Genomic DNA, 17200 nt, shown 5'->3' on the forward strand with positions numbered 1-17200 from the left:
CATGCAGGTCAAAACAGGTGCCGCGCTTCTCGATATCAAGGCGCTCGGCGACAAGGGAAGCTTCGAAGGCTACGCCAGCACCTTCGGCGGTGATCCCGACAGCTACGGCGATATCATCGCTGCCGGTGCCTATACCGAAACGCTGGCCGCCCCTAAGGCGCGCGGCACCATGCCGAAGATGTTCTGGCAGCACGATCCGCGCGAGCCGATCGGCAAATGGCTGGAGGCCAGTGAGGACGATAAGGGTTTGCTGGTCAGCGGTCAGCTGAATATGGGCGTGCAGCGGGGCCGCGAGGCTTACGAGCTTTTGAAGGCGGGCGACATCGACGGGTTGTCGATCGGCTACCGGATCAAGGGCTACGAGGTCGATGAGGACAACGATATCTGGACGCTGACCAAGCTGGACCTGATGGAAGTTTCGGTTGTCAGCATCGGCGCCAATAAGAACGCGACCATCGCATCCGTAAAGTCGGAACGGCGGTTGCACGAAATCACGGAAAAGCTTCGGGCCGGGGACCGGCTTTCGGAGCGGGAGTTTGAGGATCTGCTGAAGGGGGCCTTCAGCCTCTCGAACTCGCAGGCGGAGCGTGCCGCGCGCGTCCACCTGAAAGGTCAGGGGGAACCTGACGATGCGGCTACGGGCCTTGCATTCCTGCAGGCTCTCGCGGGCTGAACGCCCGGTTTCCACACATAAAGGAGGTTCCCCATGTCGGGACAGAAAACGCCCGAGCAACTCGCGGCGGAGTTCAAGGCTGCGCAGGACGAGGCCAACGCCAAGGTCAAGGCGATCGCCGAAGAGGCGCTTGGCAAGGCTAAGGCGGGCGAGGCGCTGACCGAAAAGCTGAAAGGCGATGCGGACGAAGCGCTGATCAAGATGAACGATTTGGCCGGTCAGGTCACCGAACTGGCGCAAAAGATGGCGCGCGGCGGTGGTGACGGCAAAGAGGCCGCACAGTCGCTTGGCGAACAGTTCGTGGAATCCGAAGGCTTCAAAGCGTGGGCTGATGGTCGCCCGCGTCAGGGCAAGTCGGATATGGCGGTCAAAGCTACGATCACCACGTCCACGGTTGACGCTGCCGGTTCGGTCGGCGCGGCCACCGATCGCACGCGCCTGCCGGGTATGATCGAGCAGCCGCAGCGCCGTCTGGTCGTTCGCGACCTGATTTCGCAAGGCCGCATCAATACCGCCGCGCTGGAATACATCCAAGAAAAGGGCTTCACCAACAACGCCGGGATGCACGCAGAAGGCACCAAGAAGCCCGAATCCGACATCCAGCTGGAACTGATCGCGACCTCGGCGCGCACCATCGCGCACTGGATGAAAGTCTCCAAGCAGGCGCTGAGCGACGTGTCGCAGCTGCGTTCGCATATCGACAATCGTCTGCTGTTCGGCCTCGATCTGAAGGAAGAACAGCAGCTGCTGTTTGGTGACGGCGTCGGTCAGAACCTCTTGGGCATCGTGCCGCAGGCAACTGCCTACGCCATTCCGGCAGGCGTGGTCACCGAAGGTCTGACGATCATCGACACCTTGCGGATCGCGCAGCTGCCAGCCGCGCTGGCGCTGCTGCCCGCGACTGGCCACGTGCTGAACCCGATCGACTGGGCATCGATCGAGTTGCAGAAAGATGGCATGGGCCGTCATATCATCGGCCAGCCGCAGGGCAGTGCCCCGGCCAGCCTGTGGCGTCTGCCGGTTGTCGAAACCCCGGCCATGGCAGTCGGCAAGTTCCTGACCGGCGCGTTCCAGATGGGCGCGGAGGTTTTCGATCTCTGGGATTCGCGGATCGAAGTCGGTTTCGAGAATGACGACTTCACCCGCAACCTGCTGACGATCTTGGCGGAAGAGCGCATCGCGCTGGCGCTCTACCGCCCCGAAGCCTTCGTCTACGGCGACATCGCGCCCGCAGCGGGCGGCTGATCCCCTGTTCTGAAACGAACCCTCGCGGGCGGCTCTGGTCGCCCGCGTTCATCATCAGCGGAGGCTGTCATGAAATACGATGTTCTGCGTGAACACGAAGGCGACAAGATGTATCTGACCGGCGACACCCGCGTGGCGGATGAGGCCAAGGTCAAGCATCTGGTAAAGGCTGGGGTTCTGCGCCCGGCCCGTGATGAAGCTGTCGCAGCCGGTGACGGTCCCTCGAGCACGGATGCTCAGAGCGCCATTCCTCTGGAACCGAAACCTGCAAGTGATGCGGCAGCTGGCCCGTCCACGGCAGGTGACAAACAGTCCAGTGCGGATGCCAGCAACGCCGCCGCGCCGCAGCCGAAAACCGGCGAGGATGCATCCGCAGCAGATGCTGGCAGCAAAAAGGCCGAACCTGCGCCTCAGAACAAGGCCCAGTCGGTGCCCAGCAATAAGGCATCGTCGTGAAACTCGCCCGGATCGTAGAACCTGATGCGGACTTCCTGCCGCTGCCGGATGTGAAGGCACATTTGCGCGTCGATCACGGGGATGAGGACGGCACGATCCGGGCACTGATTGCTGCCGCCATCTCCCATCTCGACGGGCCGCGCGGTGTGCTTGGGCGCTGCATCCAGCCCCAGACATGGCGCATGAGCTTTGAGCCGGGCGAGGATTTGCGCGGCCTGCATCTGCCGTTTCCCCATATCGATACCGTCACCGCGCGCTGGTTTGATGAAGACGGCGACGAACAAGAGGCGGAAATCACCCGCTGCGATCGCGGCGCATCGACCTATATCAGCTTCAACGCTCCGAACGATCGGCGCGCAGAAGTGGATTTCAGCGCCTCGACACCGGATGACGCCTTGCCCGCGATCAAAACCGCGATGCTGCTGCTGATCGGTCATTGGTTCCGCAACCGCGAGGCCGTCACGGAAGGTAGCGTCACGGCGTGGCCATTTGCTGTGCACGCGCTCTTGTCGCCGCTGAAAACAAGGTGGGTATGATGGGGGCCGGGGATCTTGATCGGCGCATCCAGTTCCGCCGTGCCACTGTGCAGGACGATAGGTTCCAGACCGTGCTGCGATGGAACGAAGACAATCCTGATGCCGACAACCTCGGCACCCCGGTTTGGGGCAGCCGCAAGGATGCTTCCGACGCGGAGCGGGCCAAGTCCGGTGGGATTGAGGCCAGCATGATGAGCCGTTTCGTCGTGCGCTCCAGCAGCTTCACGCGCGGCATCACGCCCAAGGATCGGCTGGTCTGCGGCGGTCTGGTCTATGACATCGCGGGCATCAAGGAAATCGGCCGGCTTGACCGGCTGGAAATCACCGCAACCGCAAGGACCGATTGATGGCGAATTCAGCGCGGATGAGTGTGCAGGGTCTGGCGGAACTCGAAAAGTCGCTGGACAACCTCTCAAAATCGGTGGGCCGTAGCGTGCTGCGGCAATCCTTGCGCAAGGCTGCTGAGCCGATGAAGGAAAAGGCGAAGTCGCTGGCCCCTGTCGATGACGGCGATTTGCGCGACTCCATCATCATCGGCGGTTTGCTCAACAAAAGCCAAAAGCGGGCAAGGCGCAGGCTGACTGCGGAGGAGCGATCCGCGATCGAGCTTTACGTTGGCCCATCCTACAAACTCGGCCAAGGCGGGCGTCATGGCCATCTGGTCGAGTTCGGCACCGCCCCGCACATTCAGGGCGGCGTGTTCAAGGGGTCGAAGCATCCCGGCACCGCGCCCCAGCCCTTCATGCGCCCGGCCTATGATGCCGAAGCCCGGCCCACGGTGGCGCGGCTCGGGCCGATCCTGATGCAGTTCATCGAACGGGCAGCAAAGCGGCAGGCCAAGCGCGACGGTTGGGAGGTCTGAGCCATGGAAGAAGAATTTCTGGCGCTGCTGCGCGGGTCAGCGGCGCTGACCGCTATTGTCGCGGCGGACAGGATCAACTGGGGCGAGGTGCCGCAGGGCCAGCGCCCGCCCGCCATCGTCCTGCATCTGATCTCCAATGAGGACGGTCTTACCCAGCAGGGGTCGGACGCGCTCTGGCAAAGCAGGGTGCAGGTCGATGTTTACGACCTCACATTCGGCGGGGCGACCATAGCCGCCCGGCGCGTGCGCGACGTGCTGCACTGTTTCAGCGGGGGGAATTTCCAGCTGATCACGCAGGCCCAGCAGCGCAGCAACAAGGATCAGGGGGCGGTCGATCGCCCTTACTGGATTTCGATGGACTTCATCACGAACTGGAGAGACGCCAATGCCTGAACGCCAATCAGAGGCCGCAGTCAGCTGGGACGATCAGCTGCATATCGGTCGTTTCGCTGCCGGTGGCGGCGGCCCCGCGACCTTCTTGCAAATCTACGGCATCGAAACCTTGGGTGTGCCGGAAAAGGCCCCCGAAGATCAGGATGTGACGCATCAGCAGTCGCCGGGCCGGTCGCGGGAAACCAAGCCGGGCCTGATGCCTGTCGCCGATTACACGGTGGAAAAGCAACTGTGGGCCACCGATGAAGGCGACGAGTTGCTGGACGAACTGGCCGCGCTGACCGAGGCGGGCACGGAAGAATACGTGCTGATCGAAATGGTGGTCGCCGGTCTGCGCCGCACCTATCGCGGCTACGTCAATGCCTTCACCCCTTCGGGTTCGGTCGGCGAAAAGCGCATGGTCAATGTCGCGTTCAAGATCTTTGAGCGCGTCACGCCTGACCCGCGTCCGCTGCCCGGCGGAGGGGCCTGAACATGGCCAATGTTCGAGGTGATGTAACGCTGAAGGCGCGCGGCAAAACCTACCGCCTTTGGCTCGGCATGAGCGTCCTGGCTGAATTGCAGGCCGAACACGGCGACGATTTTCTGGAGCGCATGGAGCCGCCGAAAGATGCTGCGGCCAATTGGATGCCGCCCCTGACTATCGTGCGCGATACCTTTATCGCGGCGCTGCAACGCTATCACGCCGATGAGGCGGATCGCTGGCTGGTCGATGACATCATGGCTGAAAACGGCGATGCCTTCGAAGCTTTGATGAACGGCAGCGGCCCCGATGCCGATGCAGCCCATGCGGGAAAGCCCAAGGCCCGGAAGGCGGCAGCGCGCCGCTAGATATCGGCGCGGCCCTTCGGGCTTATGTCGCGGCGGGGCTGGACCCGGCACGGTTCTGGGACCTGACGCCCCGGTTGCTGTTTCTGGAACTCGACGGCGCTGCCGATCGCGTGCGGCGCGATCGGGAAAACGTCTGGTTCGGAGCCATGCTCCCGCATCTCGAAAAGCCGATCGAACTGCGCGCGTTCATGGGCGAAAAGCCCGATCCGCGCGCGCGCGCCAAGCGGTTCCATGAGGTGTGGGATCGGATCGACCGGGCGTTGGCCCAATCTGCCGGGCCGTAACACGCCCGGCTTTCTTCATTCATCACGGGGTGGGCTATGGTCGCATCGGTCATCGGCGCGTTGCGCGTCAATCTGGGTCTCGATAGCGCACAGTTTTCCCGTGGCCTCGGCCAGTCCAGCAGCAAACTGGCGCGGTTTGCGGCGCAGGCAGGCAAGATAGCTGCCGGTCTGGTTGCGTCCTTCGGCACCGCCATGACGGCGATGGGCATGGGGGCCGTGCAGGCCGGGGCTGAAATCGACCGGCTGTCGCAGGTTGCCAATACTCTGCCCGATCAGTTTCAGCGTTGGAGCGCGGGCGCGAAATCCGTGGGGATCGAACAGGAAAAGCTGGGCGATATCCTGAAAGACGTGAACGATCGGGTTGGTGATTTCGTCCAGACGGGCGGCGGGCCGATGGCCGATTTCTTTGAAAAAATCGGGCCAAAGGTCGGCGTCACCGCACAGCATTTCCGCAACCTGTCGGGTGCGGATGCGCTCCAGCTTTACGTGTCGTCGCTCGAAAAAGCGAACGTCAACCAACAGGATTTCACCTTCTACATGGAGGCGATGGCATCCGACAGCACGCTGCTGCTGCCGCTTTTGAAGAACGGCGGCGCGCTCATGACCGAATACGGCGATCGCGCGCAACGTATGGGCGCGATCATGAGCGGGCCAATGCTGGCCTCGCTGCGCGAAGGCAAGTCTGCCATTTCTGAAATGCGCATGGCCGTCGAGGGCATGAAAAACACCATCGGCGCGCAGGCCGTGCCGGTGATCAAGGCGCTGGCGGTTGCGGTCACGGCGGCAGCGACGTTCTTTCACCAGCACGCTGCGGTGATCTCGGATGCGCTGCGGACCTTGGCCGGGGTTGCGGCGGTTGTCGCGGTGGCCTTTGCCGCAAAATACGCGGTCGCGGTCGGCGTCTCTGCGGTCCGCGCCATGGTGGCCTTCGTCGTGCAGTCGGTCGCGCTGGAAATGGCACTTGGCGCGCAGTCACGCGCGGCGGCGCTAGCCAGTGTCGCGACGAAGGGGCTGGCCATCGCCTTCGGCTTTCTCAAGGCGGCCATCATCTCGACCGGGATCGGCGCCATCGTCGTCGGTGCCGGATACCTTGTCGGCAAGTTCATGCAGCTGGTTTCCGCCTCGGGCGGATTTAGCACCGCCCTGAAACTCGTCGGTGACGCTGCGCGGGAAGCGCTGGATTACATCGGGCTGCGGGCGCAGGCGATGACCGCCAATCTGGACGGCATGCTGAAGGACGTGCAGGCCGGTGCGCGCGATATGTTCGCCAGTCTAATCGGCGGGGCTGTGGAATTTGCCAACCGCTATGTCGGCATCTATCGCGGGGCCTATGAGGCGGTGACCGCGATCTGGTCGATGCTGCCTGCCGCGATCGGCGATGCCGCCTATCAGGCCGCGAACGGTCTGATCACTGCGGTCGGCTGGATGCTGACACAGGCCGCAAAACCTATCGACGCCTTTATCGCTGGTTTGAACAAGGTCCGCGCGATCGCGGGTGCGGAGCCTATCGAGCTGATCGGGGAAATCAAACTGCCGGAAGTGCAGAACCCCTATGCAGGCAAGATCCGCGATGCGGGCGCGGCGGCGCGGGATGCCTTCATGGAAGGCTTCAACACCGACACGTTCAGCGCGCCTTCCGGCGTCATAGACGGGTTGCGCGCCAGTGCCGACGAATTGCGTGGTCAGGCGGATGCGTATCGCGAAGCCTCGGGCAAGCTCGCGGCGGCGGCGGATGCCAAGCCGATGACGGCGTGGCAGCGCGTCAAGGATACCTTGGCGGGCACATCTTCGGAAATCGCGGTGCTTGGCGAGACGGCGGGCGGTGCCGCCGGATCGATGGATGACCTCGGCGACAAGACTGACAAGGCAGGCAAGAAGGCCAAGAAAGCCAAGGACAAGCTGACCCCGCTACAGGAGGTGATGAAACGGCTCCGTGAAGAGAATGAAAAACTCAAAGGCACCTTCGGCCTGTCGGATACGGAAGTGGCGGTTTGGGAAAATCTTAAAGAGGCGCAGGTCACGGCAACCAGCGCGACGGGGCAACAGATCGCTTCACTGACCCGGCAGAACAAGACCCTCGAAACTGCCAATGAGCGGGCACAGGATCTCCGCAGCACCTTCAAGGATACCTTCAAGTCGGTGGCTTCGGGCGCCATGAGCATCAAGGACGCTCTGACCAACGTGATCGCCAAGCTCTTGGAGATGAGGGCGGCGGCGATGTGGGATAATGCCTTCATGGGCGGCGGCGGCATGGGCGGGTTCTCTTTCGCCAATGTCGGCAACTGGTTCCGGGGCAGGGGTGACGTATTGGCGGGTGCCTTGCGCGGGGCGGGCCTTCCGGCCATTCCGGCGTTTGCCACCGGGGTGAAAAACTTCCGGGGCGGTCTGGCGCAGATCAACGAGCGCGGTGGGGAAGTCGTCTCACTGCCGAAAGGGTCTGACGTGGTGCCGCATGGTCTGTCCAAGCGCATGGTCGATCGCGCGGCAGCGGCCCCGCAAGAGGTCAATGTCAAGGTCGGCATCGATCCTCGCAACGGCAATGTCACCGGCTATGTCGATCAGCGGGCACGGGCTTGGGACGGCGTCTCGGCGCGCGCTCAGCAAAAGACCATGCCGGGGGTGATGGCGGACAAACAACGGCGAAGGACAATCTGACAATGGTGAACAACGTCATCACCATCCCGCATGGCGTCATGCGGGTGCTCAACTGCGATTGGGATATCGACTGGCGGTCGCAATCGGCGGGCGAGGGGGCCGAAGGATCGGAACAGATTTTCCTGCAGCCCTTCCCGCGCTGGATTGGCACGCCACAGCTGATCCTGCACGGCGAGGCGATACGGCTTTGGCGGGCCACACGGGCGAAAGCGCGCGGGCGGGCCAACGTCTACCGCGTGCCTTTGCTTGAAAAAAGCAACCTGCCCAACGCTTATGGGCAGGCGGACAGCCGGGGTCGCCCGTTGAACGGCAATTACGGCGACGGTCCGACCGTGCCTCTGGTCAATGCCGCCGCGCCGGGGGCCACCTCGATCGTTGTGACGGAGACGTTTCACCGGGCCGGAATCGGCAGATACATCTCGATCGCGGATTGGCCCTATCTGGTTGTCGATCGGCAGCGGGTCGGGCCGGGCAGCGCCAACTGGATCCTGACCATTGAGATGCCTTTGCGCCGGGCAGCCGCCGCAGGGGCCACAGTCAATCTGATTGCCCACGGCCTGTTTCGTGCCCGAGAGGATACCATGGGCAATCCCGAAGTCGGGCTGGGGGATGTCTCGACCCCACAGTTGTCCTTTGCTGAATGGATCAACCGGCCATGATCGACGCGCGTGCAGAAGTCCTGGGGATCATCCGTCTGGCCGAAGTCACCACCGCGGGCGGCGTCTTCCGCTTCATCCTGGGGCTGGATGGCCGGTTCATCGATGTGAATGGCCAGGTCTGGATCGGCTCGACCCTGCTGGACGTGCCGGAGCTGGAAATGCTGGTGGGCGACATCGCCCCCAGCGGCAGCATCACGATCACCTATCTGCAGGATCCTGATGGGCCCGATTTCGTCGGGCAGATGAAGCAGCTCGGACTGGTCTATGTCGAGGGCCTGCCCGTGCGCTTCTATGCCCAGCCTTTCACCGACCTGTCGCAGGTGGGCGCGCCGGTCGAGCCGCCGGAACTGATCGCCACGCGCCGGCAAACCGGGCTGACCTATACGGTTGATGGTCCGGCGCAGCGTTCGATCACCCTGACATTCGAAACATTGGGCGCGTCCGGCAATCACCAGCCGCGCCTGATCTACAACACCGAAGACCATGCGGCACTGATCGGGCGGGCGAACCCCAGCCTGCAATACATTCCGCAGGAAATCGAAAACGACGAGCCGCTGTTCGGATGATCACACCGCTTTACGCCGAATTGAACCGGTGGCGCATCACGCCATGGGAATGGGGGTGCATGGATTGCGTGCTGTCGCTTGCCGACTGGTGCGTGGCGCAGGGATGGGCCGATCCCATGGAGGATGTGCGCATGACCTATCACGATCGCAGCAGCTGTCAGCGCGAGACCGGCTTTCTGCGTGACCCCCTCGGCATCACGTCGCGCTGCTTTGAGGATGTCGCGTGCCTGCCGCCAGTGGGAGAGGCCGCGCCGGGTGACATCGCCATCCTCAGCTTTGGCCCTTACCAGCACTTCGGCGCGATCTGGACCGGCAAGAACGGCTGGGCCAGCAAGGACGAAGGCGGTGTGACCTTTTATGACGCGCGGCTTGTTCCGCAGGTGCTTCGGATCTGGGGGGTGGGTTATGCGCCTTAAGTTTCTGCTGGCCGCGCTGGTGCTGATCGTGCTGGCGACACCTGCCGATGCCGCGCCGATCCTGCCCCTGATCACCTCGATCGCGGGGATGTGGGCCGGGCAGGCCGTCGCGGGGGCGCTGGTGAACGCGGGCATCATTGCTGCCGGGGGCTTTGCCGCCATGGCTGTGACGGTCGGTGTGGCCACGCTGGTGGGTATGGCCGTCCAGATGCTCATGCCGCCGCAGCGCATGGATTTCCCGGCGGTCAATTACAATCCGCAGCAGCCGGTCAGCTATCAGGAACGGGTTTACGGCATCGTTCGCAAGGGCGGTGTGGTCGGGGTCAGCAAGTTTACCCGCGTGCCCACGACCTATCCCGGCAAGGGTCGCAAGCGGGAATACCGCGTCTATACCGTCATCCTCGCCGCGCACCGCGTGAAGGGGTTGCTGGAATGGTATGTCGATAACCGTCTGGTGACGCTCAATGCCAACAGCTTCGTCACCGAAAAGCCCTATGACCCGGTGGGCGATGTCGGGCTGCGCTTCTATCGCGGCACGCAGACGCAGGCGGCAGACCAGATGCTGGTCGATTCCATCCCGGAATGGACAGCTGCGCATGACATGGCCGGGCTGGCCTATGTCGTGGCGCGGGCCAAGCGGCTGGAGGATGACAATTTCAACGAAATCTATCCGAACGGGAAACCCGTCATCGCGCCGGTGATCGAAGGCAATGACCTGATCCTCGATCCGCGCACCAATACGCGCGGCTTCACGCGGAACTGGGCGCTGTGCTTTGCCCATGAGCTGGTGACCTATCAGGGTTTGCAGGTCGATTGGGATGCCGTGGCGCTGGAGGCAGATATCTGCGACCAGATGGTGGCGACGGGTGAAGGCGCGGCGCGGCCCCGTTGGCGCGCAGATGGGGTGTTTTCCACGGATCAGACATTCGCCGATATCCGGGCGCAGTTCCTGATCGCGGCGGATGGGTTTTTCTACGACACGGCTGATGGCAAGGTCGGCTTCAATGCCGGGCGCTGGATGCAGCCGCAGATCACGCTGACGCCTGCGGATTTCATCAGCTACCAGATCACCGAAACCACGGACATCGACGCGGCGGATGAATACATCACCCGCTATATCGAGCCGTCGAATGACTACCGCGAAACACCATCCGGCACATGGAAGGTGCGGGACGGCAAAGCCCGGAAAGAGGTCAAGGCAACGCTGGTGTCATCGCATCATCAGGCGATCGCTTTGGCGAAGCGGGCGGCGGCGATGGATCATGCGCAATACCGGCTGACCGGCGTGCTGAAGTTCATCGGCCTGCGCCTGCGGGGCCAGCGGTTCGTGCGTTTCGAGGATCCCGACAGCGGCATCAGTTTTTTTCTCGAAGTGCGCAAGCTGTCGATGGGCGACAGCTGGATGACTTGGCCGATCGAAGGCATCTCGACCCGGCCCGAAGACTGGCTGGTTGCTGCGGCCGAATTTCCGCCGCGACCGGTCTATGAAAAGCTGGAAAGCGATTCCGTCATCGATCCGGTGGATGGCTTCTCGGTCGTGGCCGGGCCGTCCACGTCTGGCTCCGCCATGTTGGTTTCGTCATGGGCGGAACAGGACGGCAGCTATCGCCAGCGCCTGCGCTATTCGGTGGCCGGTGCGGAACAGTGGCAGGTGGTCGATGTGCCCAAGGGATCGACCCGGCATGAACAGCCGGGCCTACTCGACGGCGCGGCTTATGAATGGCAGATCCGCAATGTTCGCAATGGCAAGGTGTCGCCGTGGTCTGCGACCATCACCGTCACAGCCATAGCCGACACGATCGGACCACCTGCGCTGACCAGCTTCACCGCAACGGGCGGGTCGGAGCAGGTGGAACTGACCTTCGGCACGCCGAACAGTGCGCGCTTCGATGCCACGCGGATCTATCGCGGCACCTCGGCGATCTTCGCCGATGCGATCGTGGTTCGCACTGAATATGGCACACCAAACACCATCGACAGCTGGACTGACACAGGGCTGGCGGCGGGCACCTATTGGTATTGGGCTGAACCGATCAACGCCTCGGGCGTGGCCGGGCCGCGCGGCACACCGCGCAGCGTCAGCGTCACCTGATCTTTTACTGGAGCAATCATGCCGACGACCATATCCGGTCCCGTCCTTATGCCGGACGGGACGAACCCGACGCAGGGCCGGTTGATCCTGACGGCCCGCCGCCCGCGCCTGTCCTCGCCCTTGGTGGTGCCGGGGCCGGTCGAAGCGCTGATCAGCGGCGGGCAGATTTCGATCGTTCTTCAAGGTTCGGCAGATGGCATGGTCTATGCCGTAGTGGCCGAATACTGGTCGGCAGCTGTCGGCAAAATCGTCGCGGTCAAACTGCCCGACATCGTTATCCCGGCGGAGGATGGCAACGGCACGCTGGCCGCGTTCTCTGCGATCGAAATCCCGCCGGGCGCAACCAACTTCCATGTCATCGATCAGGGCGAAACCCTGAATGTCGGCATGCGCTACGCCGACGCCAATATGCGACCGGCCAGCCTTGCGGGCATCGGCCTCAGCAGCTGGCTCGGGCGCAAGGGCCAGCAGCGCGTGCCGCTGACCGTTGCCATCATCAATGCCGGGCAGGGCACTTTTGAAATCTCGCTTGGCGCGGCGCAGACCGCGCTGCTGTCCGGCAAATACCAATGGGTGGTGCGCATGTCGTCGGGCGCGCGCGTCATCCTGAAAACCGGCTTTCTGATCGTCAATGAGGTGCCCTGATGGCCGTTGTGGACAAAGACAACCTGATCGTATTTGGCGGCGGCACGCTGCCGACCGGCGGGGCATCGGCGGGCGACATCGCTGCGGTGAACGCGCGGATCGATGCGGTTCTCAGCAATGTCGGCAAGATTTTCCCAGACCGCGCGACTGCCTTCGCAGTAGGCCGTGAGGCGATGCTGGCCGCGTATGGCCGGATCATCACGATCGAGGACGGTGGTTTTGCCGTCCGGGGGCCGGGGCAGACTGCCGATGATCCCTTGTTTCTGGAGTATCCGACTTGGGGCGTGCTGTTGCGCCTGCCGGGTCTGGCGACCTTCCTGCGCGGCGGCATCATCCCTTTGGCCATCACCAATGGCAACGAGCCGAACTGGCCGGTCGCGGCGGCGACTGGGGTGTTTGCGTCGATCGTCGGCAGTATCGCCAACCAAGATTTTGTTTCGATCGTATTCAGCAGCACGAACACCGGGCCGTTGAACCTGACGATCGGGGGTATTTCTGCGGCCTCGCCGGTGCTGTCGGCGGATGGCGCGGCGCTGGTCGGTGGGGAGATCGTTGGTGGACGAAGCTACATCCTCCAGCGCCGGGGGGCGAATTGGCGCATTGTCGCGGGTGATGTCACCACGCGCGAACTGCGCGCGGCGATTGCCGCAGAGGCGGCGGTCCGCGCGGCGGCGGTTGACGCACTGGCGCTGATCGTGAACGGCATCAGCGCCGAACTGGAAGGGCCTTTGGAATCCGTGTTGGAGAATGGCACCCATTGGTTCGGTTTTGATGCCTTGCGCCATGCCATCATGGGATGGGATGCCTCTGGACTTGTCACCACGCTCGCGGATCGCACGCTGCAAAATGCCGCGCCCCGCATGCTGGCGCAGCCCGGTATCGAGGCAGTGGTTCAGACTGTGCAGGGCCAGAACATGCGCGCTCTGGATTGGGATTCGCTTGGCAGAGCCATTCTGGTTTGGAAATATGGCGAGCGTGGCGGTTACGACATGCATATGTCGCAGGATTTCTGGGATCGCGGGGCGGAACGGCTGAACATCGGTCTGTCGCTCGATCCGACCTATGTGACGCTGACCATCTGCCTGTCGCAATCGCTGCTGTTCATGGACGGCGACAGTGAGGTGGCCCCGCTCTATCCCGGCGTGGATACCGATGCCGCGCTGATGATCGGCGGGCTGCGGCGATCCGATGGCCAGAACCTTGGTCTGCCCGGCCCGCGTTCCATGGCATATGATTACACATGGCCCGGCACCGGCTTCGTGTCGGTCGATCCGCCCGGAAATATCCCCACCGGGGCCTATTACGCGGTGAAGGGCTATAACGGCTGGCGGCGCAAGTACGGCCTGATCCGCCGCCGCAATGTCGGGATGCTCTGGGGCCAGCCGGGGGAACACATCACCCGCTTCAACGCCATTCTCGGCGATGCGCCCGCGCCGCTGGTGGACAGCCGCAATCATTGGGACAACCTGATGTATTGGCTGAATGAGGCGGCGCGGATCGCGGCGCTGGAAGGGCTGATCCCCAGCGTCGATGTGCTGGTGACGCAAGGCACGTCTTCGAAGCAGGACGCGGATCCGCTGATTCATGCCCGCACGTTACGCCAGTTGATCATCGATCTGCGCCGCGAATTCGACGCGCGCGGGTTCGAAGATGCGATGATCTATTTTACCCAGCCGGGTGGCGACACCGACACCAGCCCCAGCATTGAGCATTGGCATGTCACGCAGTCCTTCCTTGATCTGGCGGATGAAGGCTATGGCGTGCTGGTCACCTCGGAAGCGCCGCTGAAAACATGGGATGGCAACGTCCACTTCAGTGAAATCGAGGGCGAAAAGCTGCTGGGCCAGTTCAACTGGGCGCGGGCGGCGCGAGAGGCAGGCAGGCCGTGGACGATCCGCTCGCCTAAGGTGACGCGGAACGGCCTCATCGTGACGCTTGATTACGAGTCGCTCTGGGACGGCGAAATGTGGGAGGTCGAGCCGGACCGCTACAATGGGCAGGGCATCGATCAGTTCCACGGCTACACCTGTGATACGGCGAATATCACCGCCATCCGCCTGATCGGGCGCAAGGTCGAACTGACATTCGACGCGGTGCCGCTCTGGATCGATTACATGATGCAGTCGCAGAACATGGTTCCCGTCAATGACGGCTACACGGCCTTCCGGGGCCTGCTGGCCACCACGTCGCGGATGCGCGACCCGCTGAACCCGAACATCGTTCACCGCCGTCGCATGCCTTCGCATGGCGTGGCCGTGCCCCAATAAGGAGAGAGCCTTTGCGCACCCGTTATGACTTCGTGGCCCAAGAGGGCACGCACTTTGGCATTATCCGCTCGATCGATGAAATCGTGGCCGAGATCGCCAACCCGGTTGATATCTGGAATGCGGATGCTTCCGCCATGACCATCGTAGATGGCAAGGTTTCGGCATGGCTCGGGCGTTCGGGAAGGCAGTTGGCACAGGCAAACGCCGCCCTGCGCCCGACCTATACCGGAAACGGCCTGCGGTTCATGGATCAGAACACGATGTCTCCGAACGCCTATCTGGCGCTCGCGGGCACGCAGATTGCCGCCCAGAATACCATGACCGTCGCATCGCGGGTCAGGCTGGTTCCAGAAAGCCTGCCGGTGGATCTGCATTACCTCTGGGGCTGGCATCAGCCGTTCAACCGGCTCCAATATCGTTATGTCAGCGGCAACAACTTCATGCGTCTGCAAGTTGGCAATGTGAACGTTGAAGTTGATCTTCCCGCTAACCATGGCGGCGACATCGGTGCGGTCGCGGTCTACAATTTTAACCCGGCAACAGGAGGCGGGACGACAGCCCTACATATTGCCGGTGTCGGCTCAGCTGTGGCCAATATCAACGCCGCGCCGGAGTTTCAGGGTTTCACGCTTGGCGGTGCGGGGGGCGGTGTCGTGCAGGACATGCCGGGTTGGGCATCTAAGCTGGGCATCTGGACTGGTGCTGCGTCCGGCGCTGACCTCGCGGCGCTGCTGGCTTGGGTGGGGTGAGGGCGGAAGGCTCTCCACCCGACGTATGGGTGATGGACGTGGAGAGCCAACGCCAGCCGCACGCTTTCGTGACATCCATAGCGATCATAAAAGGCAAATTGTCGGGAATTTGTTCCGGCTTAAATCCAGCGTTCGCAAATTTGGTGACGTCCGATGACCCGCGTGCCAAAGAAGCACGCGAGCCAGCAAACCGGGTTACTCGTCAATGCGCGCTGCATATGACGAATATGTATCATTTGCTAGGCCAATAGATTGGGGGAATGCCCCCGTCATCCGCTGGCGCAAAATGACGGGGGATCACGCACCAGTCACGAGCGCGTTACAACATTCATATCCGACAAAATCTGAACGGGATAGTCAGAATCGGTTCATTCATCATCGGGTCAGAAAAATGACACAAACGATAGAGAGCAAGGGACAACGCCTTGTTCCGACCAAGCAGTTTTTTTTGGACCGGTTTTGGGTCTGGATTGCAGGCGGCCTATTCTGGTCCGCTGGGGCGCTGTTGCTGGCGCTGTTTACCCCGTTTTGGGGCAGCATGCAGGCAATCTGGCAAACGCCGGAGGCGGTGGCCGCATTGCAGGTTGAGGTCACTGCGATGCGGAGCGAACTCAACGCAGCCACCGGGGATAACCGCGTCATCCGGCAGACGCCGGGTCTGTCCTATGTGACCGAGCCTGTGCATGTCGGGGAAGGCGTGATCATGAACCTCGTCATGGAACGCACGACGCTCGGCGCGAAGTGCATCTTTGTGGCCGGACAATCGCTCTTTGGCGAGGCGGGCGGCGTGGTCACGCCCGGTTCTGAGATCCGCCCGTCGCGGCAGATCGGCGAGGAAACGACCCGGCTGCGCGTCAAGCTGGTTCCGCCCGATACTTTGCGACCGGGCCGCATCGAGCTGTATCTCGCCCTTGAATATGACTGCGACGGTAGGCGGGTGTTCGATCGAACCGACATCGTCACATATTCACTGCTTCCGGCTCCGAGATAGTTCTTTCGGAGCTGGAGAGGGCGGATCACAGGTCGCTTCAGGACGCACGGCCGCGCTGAATTGACTTTCCTGCTTTGCCGAGTAGATTGAGGGCAGATGATGCGCTCGAGCATCGGCGTAGCGAATTCCGATTCATGAAAGCACCAACCACTTTCGAACGCGCTTACGCATTATTTCCCGCTCAGGCGCTCGCTGCCTTGCGGGATCTTTTGTTAAGGCTGAAAAATAAGGGCGTGACTGCACCCGCGCCTGACGACTGCGTTTGGTATTATGATTATAAACTCTACGCAGCGGCTGAACCTTGGCTACCCGCCTGCCTATCGATTGATCTTGTAGTTGAAGCCGGCGAGACAAAAATTCTTTCTCAGATAGCCAGAAGAGACCGAGCAGTATCCCATGCTCTTATACCGCAGGAAATCCTTGATGCCGGTCTGTCCTACGATGACGGCACGCCTTTTCGGCACGAACTCAGGGGTGAGATCGCGGTTCACCTAGGGCGAAAAAATAAAACGGACAAGCTCTCGCCGGAGAACTCAAACTATGACGTGCTCTTTTCTTGCGCGCCGTTTGGCGTGTTCGAGGTAACCATCAGCGGTCGTTTTCGCAGGGTGAATCAGGTTTTCTGCCAAATGGTTGGACGTAAAAGTGCAGAGTTACTTCGCACGAGCGCTCATGATATTACTCATCCCGAAGATCTTGATCATCGAAAAGAAGCCATAGAAAGAGCATTAAGATCCAGCAGATCTGTCTCATTCAAAAAGCGATATATACGACCTGACGGTGTTAACATTTGGGTGAATAATACGTTAACCGTCTTGAGAGATCACAATGAACGACCGGAAGGCCTCGTCACGATAAGTTCTGACTTTGATAATTAATC

General features: G+C 62.0%; 20 protein-coding genes. All 20 read left to right on the top strand.

Annotation, left to right across the window (positions count from 1 at the left end):
- The first annotated feature begins 1 nt into the window (after window position 1).
- The 20 genes from FN835_RS08475 (at window position 2) to FN835_RS08570 (ending at window position 17198) form a co-directional block, all read left to right on the top strand.
- Window positions 2–673, top strand: coding sequence for an HK97 family phage prohead protease (locus FN835_RS08475; protein WP_142662774.1), 672 nt, complete (start codon window positions 2–4; stop codon window positions 671–673).
- Between the two features lie 33 nt (window positions 674–706).
- Window positions 707–1918 (top strand): phage major capsid protein, encoded by a 1212-nt coding sequence (locus FN835_RS08480; RefSeq protein WP_142662775.1) that lies wholly within the window; start codon window positions 707–709, stop codon window positions 1916–1918.
- Window positions 1919–1987: 69 nt separating this feature from the next.
- The gene (locus tag FN835_RS08485) at window positions 1988–2374 is read left to right on the top strand and encodes a hypothetical protein (RefSeq protein WP_142662776.1); all 387 of its coding nucleotides are present in this window, start codon (window positions 1988–1990) and stop codon (window positions 2372–2374) included.
- On the top strand, window positions 2371–2910 hold the full coding sequence (locus FN835_RS08490) for a head-tail connector protein (protein WP_185958616.1): 540 nt from the start codon (window positions 2371–2373) through the stop codon (window positions 2908–2910). The genes FN835_RS08485 and FN835_RS08490 overlap by 4 nt, the downstream gene beginning before the upstream one ends.
- Window positions 2910–3257 (top strand): head-tail adaptor protein, encoded by a 348-nt coding sequence (locus FN835_RS08495; protein ID WP_142662778.1) that lies wholly within the window; start codon window positions 2910–2912, stop codon window positions 3255–3257. Before FN835_RS08490 ends, FN835_RS08495 begins: the two co-directional genes overlap by 1 nt.
- A complete protein-coding gene (locus FN835_RS08500) occupies window positions 3257–3772 on the top strand; it encodes an HK97-gp10 family putative phage morphogenesis protein (protein WP_142662779.1) in 516 nt (171 codons plus the stop codon). Before FN835_RS08495 ends, FN835_RS08500 begins: the two co-directional genes overlap by 1 nt.
- 3 nt (window positions 3773–3775) lie before the next feature.
- Window positions 3776–4165, top strand: a complete 390-nt coding sequence (gp17, locus tag FN835_RS08505; RefSeq protein ID WP_142662780.1) for a tail completion protein gp17 — start codon at window positions 3776–3778, stop codon at window positions 4163–4165.
- Window positions 4158–4637: a phage tail protein gene (locus tag FN835_RS08510; protein WP_142662781.1), complete on the top strand. Its 480-nt coding sequence runs from the start codon at window positions 4158–4160 to the stop codon at window positions 4635–4637. Before gp17 ends, FN835_RS08510 begins: the two co-directional genes overlap by 8 nt.
- A 2-nt stretch (window positions 4638–4639) precedes the next feature.
- Window positions 4640–4996 (top strand): hypothetical protein, encoded by a 357-nt coding sequence (locus FN835_RS08515; RefSeq protein ID WP_142662782.1) that lies wholly within the window; start codon window positions 4640–4642, stop codon window positions 4994–4996.
- A gap of 74 nt (window positions 4997–5070) precedes the next feature.
- Window positions 5071–5280: a hypothetical protein gene (locus FN835_RS08520; protein WP_142662783.1), complete on the top strand. Its 210-nt coding sequence runs from the start codon at window positions 5071–5073 to the stop codon at window positions 5278–5280.
- Between the two features lie 36 nt (window positions 5281–5316).
- Window positions 5317–7935, top strand: a complete 2619-nt coding sequence (locus FN835_RS08525; RefSeq protein WP_142662784.1) for a hypothetical protein — start codon at window positions 5317–5319, stop codon at window positions 7933–7935.
- A gap of 2 nt (window positions 7936–7937) precedes the next feature.
- Window positions 7938–8594, top strand: coding sequence for a hypothetical protein (locus tag FN835_RS08530; RefSeq protein ID WP_142662785.1), 657 nt, complete (start codon window positions 7938–7940; stop codon window positions 8592–8594).
- On the top strand, window positions 8591–9160 hold the full coding sequence (locus FN835_RS08535) for a hypothetical protein (protein WP_246098682.1): 570 nt from the start codon (window positions 8591–8593) through the stop codon (window positions 9158–9160). Before FN835_RS08530 ends, FN835_RS08535 begins: the two co-directional genes overlap by 4 nt.
- Window positions 9157–9576, top strand: coding sequence for a DUF6950 family protein (locus FN835_RS08540; RefSeq protein ID WP_142662787.1), 420 nt, complete (start codon window positions 9157–9159; stop codon window positions 9574–9576). Before FN835_RS08535 ends, FN835_RS08540 begins: the two co-directional genes overlap by 4 nt.
- Window positions 9566–11668, top strand: coding sequence for a phage tail protein (locus tag FN835_RS08545; protein WP_185958617.1), 2103 nt, complete (start codon window positions 9566–9568; stop codon window positions 11666–11668). Before FN835_RS08540 ends, FN835_RS08545 begins: the two co-directional genes overlap by 11 nt.
- An 18-nt stretch (window positions 11669–11686) precedes the next feature.
- Entirely contained in the window at window positions 11687–12313 is a 627-nt protein-coding gene (locus FN835_RS08550; RefSeq protein ID WP_142662789.1) for a hypothetical protein, read from the top strand.
- Window positions 12313–14580: a hypothetical protein gene (locus FN835_RS08555; protein WP_142662790.1), complete on the top strand. Its 2268-nt coding sequence runs from the start codon at window positions 12313–12315 to the stop codon at window positions 14578–14580. Before FN835_RS08550 ends, FN835_RS08555 begins: the two co-directional genes overlap by 1 nt.
- A gap of 11 nt (window positions 14581–14591) precedes the next feature.
- On the top strand, window positions 14592–15329 hold the full coding sequence (locus FN835_RS08560) for a hypothetical protein (protein ID WP_142662791.1): 738 nt from the start codon (window positions 14592–14594) through the stop codon (window positions 15327–15329).
- A 391-nt stretch (window positions 15330–15720) separates the two neighbouring features.
- Window positions 15721–16320: a hypothetical protein gene (locus tag FN835_RS08565; protein WP_142662792.1), complete on the top strand. Its 600-nt coding sequence runs from the start codon at window positions 15721–15723 to the stop codon at window positions 16318–16320.
- Between the two features lie 134 nt (window positions 16321–16454).
- Window positions 16455–17198 carry a PAS domain-containing protein gene (locus FN835_RS08570; RefSeq protein WP_142662793.1) on the top strand — a complete coding sequence of 248 codons (744 nt, stop codon included), beginning with the start codon at window positions 16455–16457 and terminating at the stop codon, window positions 17196–17198.
- Window positions 17199–17200: the final 2 nt, after the last annotated feature.

It is taken from the genome of Paracoccus laeviglucosivorans (genome assembly GCF_900182695.1).
Classification (GTDB): domain Bacteria; phylum Pseudomonadota; class Alphaproteobacteria; order Rhodobacterales; family Rhodobacteraceae; genus Paracoccus; species Paracoccus laeviglucosivorans.

Bases quoted from the DNA above. Each gene is read 5' to 3' on its own strand.
- FN835_RS08545 (WP_185958617.1), top strand. From the start codon at position 9,566: ATGCGCCTTAAGTTTCTGCTGGCCGCGCTGGTGCTGATCGTGCTGGCG.
- FN835_RS08570 (WP_142662793.1), top strand. From the start codon at position 16,455: ATGAAAGCACCAACCACTTTCGAACGCGCTTACGCATTATTTCCCGCT.
- FN835_RS08480 (WP_142662775.1), top strand. From the start codon at position 707: ATGTCGGGACAGAAAACGCCCGAGCAACTCGCGGCGGAGTTCAAGGCT.
- FN835_RS08540 (WP_142662787.1), top strand. From the start codon at position 9,157: ATGATCACACCGCTTTACGCCGAATTGAACCGGTGGCGCATCACGCCA.
- FN835_RS08500 (WP_142662779.1), top strand. From the start codon at position 3,257: ATGGCGAATTCAGCGCGGATGAGTGTGCAGGGTCTGGCGGAACTCGAA.
- FN835_RS08555 (WP_142662790.1), top strand. From the start codon at position 12,313: ATGGCCGTTGTGGACAAAGACAACCTGATCGTATTTGGCGGCGGCACG.
- FN835_RS08530 (WP_142662785.1), top strand. From the start codon at position 7,938: ATGGTGAACAACGTCATCACCATCCCGCATGGCGTCATGCGGGTGCTC.
- FN835_RS08475 (WP_142662774.1), top strand. From the start codon at position 2: ATGCAGGTCAAAACAGGTGCCGCGCTTCTCGATATCAAGGCGCTCGGC.
- FN835_RS08550 (WP_142662789.1), top strand. From the start codon at position 11,687: ATGCCGACGACCATATCCGGTCCCGTCCTTATGCCGGACGGGACGAAC.
- FN835_RS08535 (WP_246098682.1), top strand. From the start codon at position 8,591: ATGATCGACGCGCGTGCAGAAGTCCTGGGGATCATCCGTCTGGCCGAA.
- FN835_RS08495 (WP_142662778.1), top strand. From the start codon at position 2,910: ATGGGGGCCGGGGATCTTGATCGGCGCATCCAGTTCCGCCGTGCCACT.
- FN835_RS08525 (WP_142662784.1), top strand. From the start codon at position 5,317: ATGGTCGCATCGGTCATCGGCGCGTTGCGCGTCAATCTGGGTCTCGAT.
- gp17 (WP_142662780.1), top strand. From the start codon at position 3,776: ATGGAAGAAGAATTTCTGGCGCTGCTGCGCGGGTCAGCGGCGCTGACC.
- FN835_RS08565 (WP_142662792.1), top strand. From the start codon at position 15,721: ATGACACAAACGATAGAGAGCAAGGGACAACGCCTTGTTCCGACCAAG.
- FN835_RS08510 (WP_142662781.1), top strand. From the start codon at position 4,158: ATGCCTGAACGCCAATCAGAGGCCGCAGTCAGCTGGGACGATCAGCTG.
- FN835_RS08485 (WP_142662776.1), top strand. From the start codon at position 1,988: ATGAAATACGATGTTCTGCGTGAACACGAAGGCGACAAGATGTATCTG.
- FN835_RS08515 (WP_142662782.1), top strand. From the start codon at position 4,640: ATGGCCAATGTTCGAGGTGATGTAACGCTGAAGGCGCGCGGCAAAACC.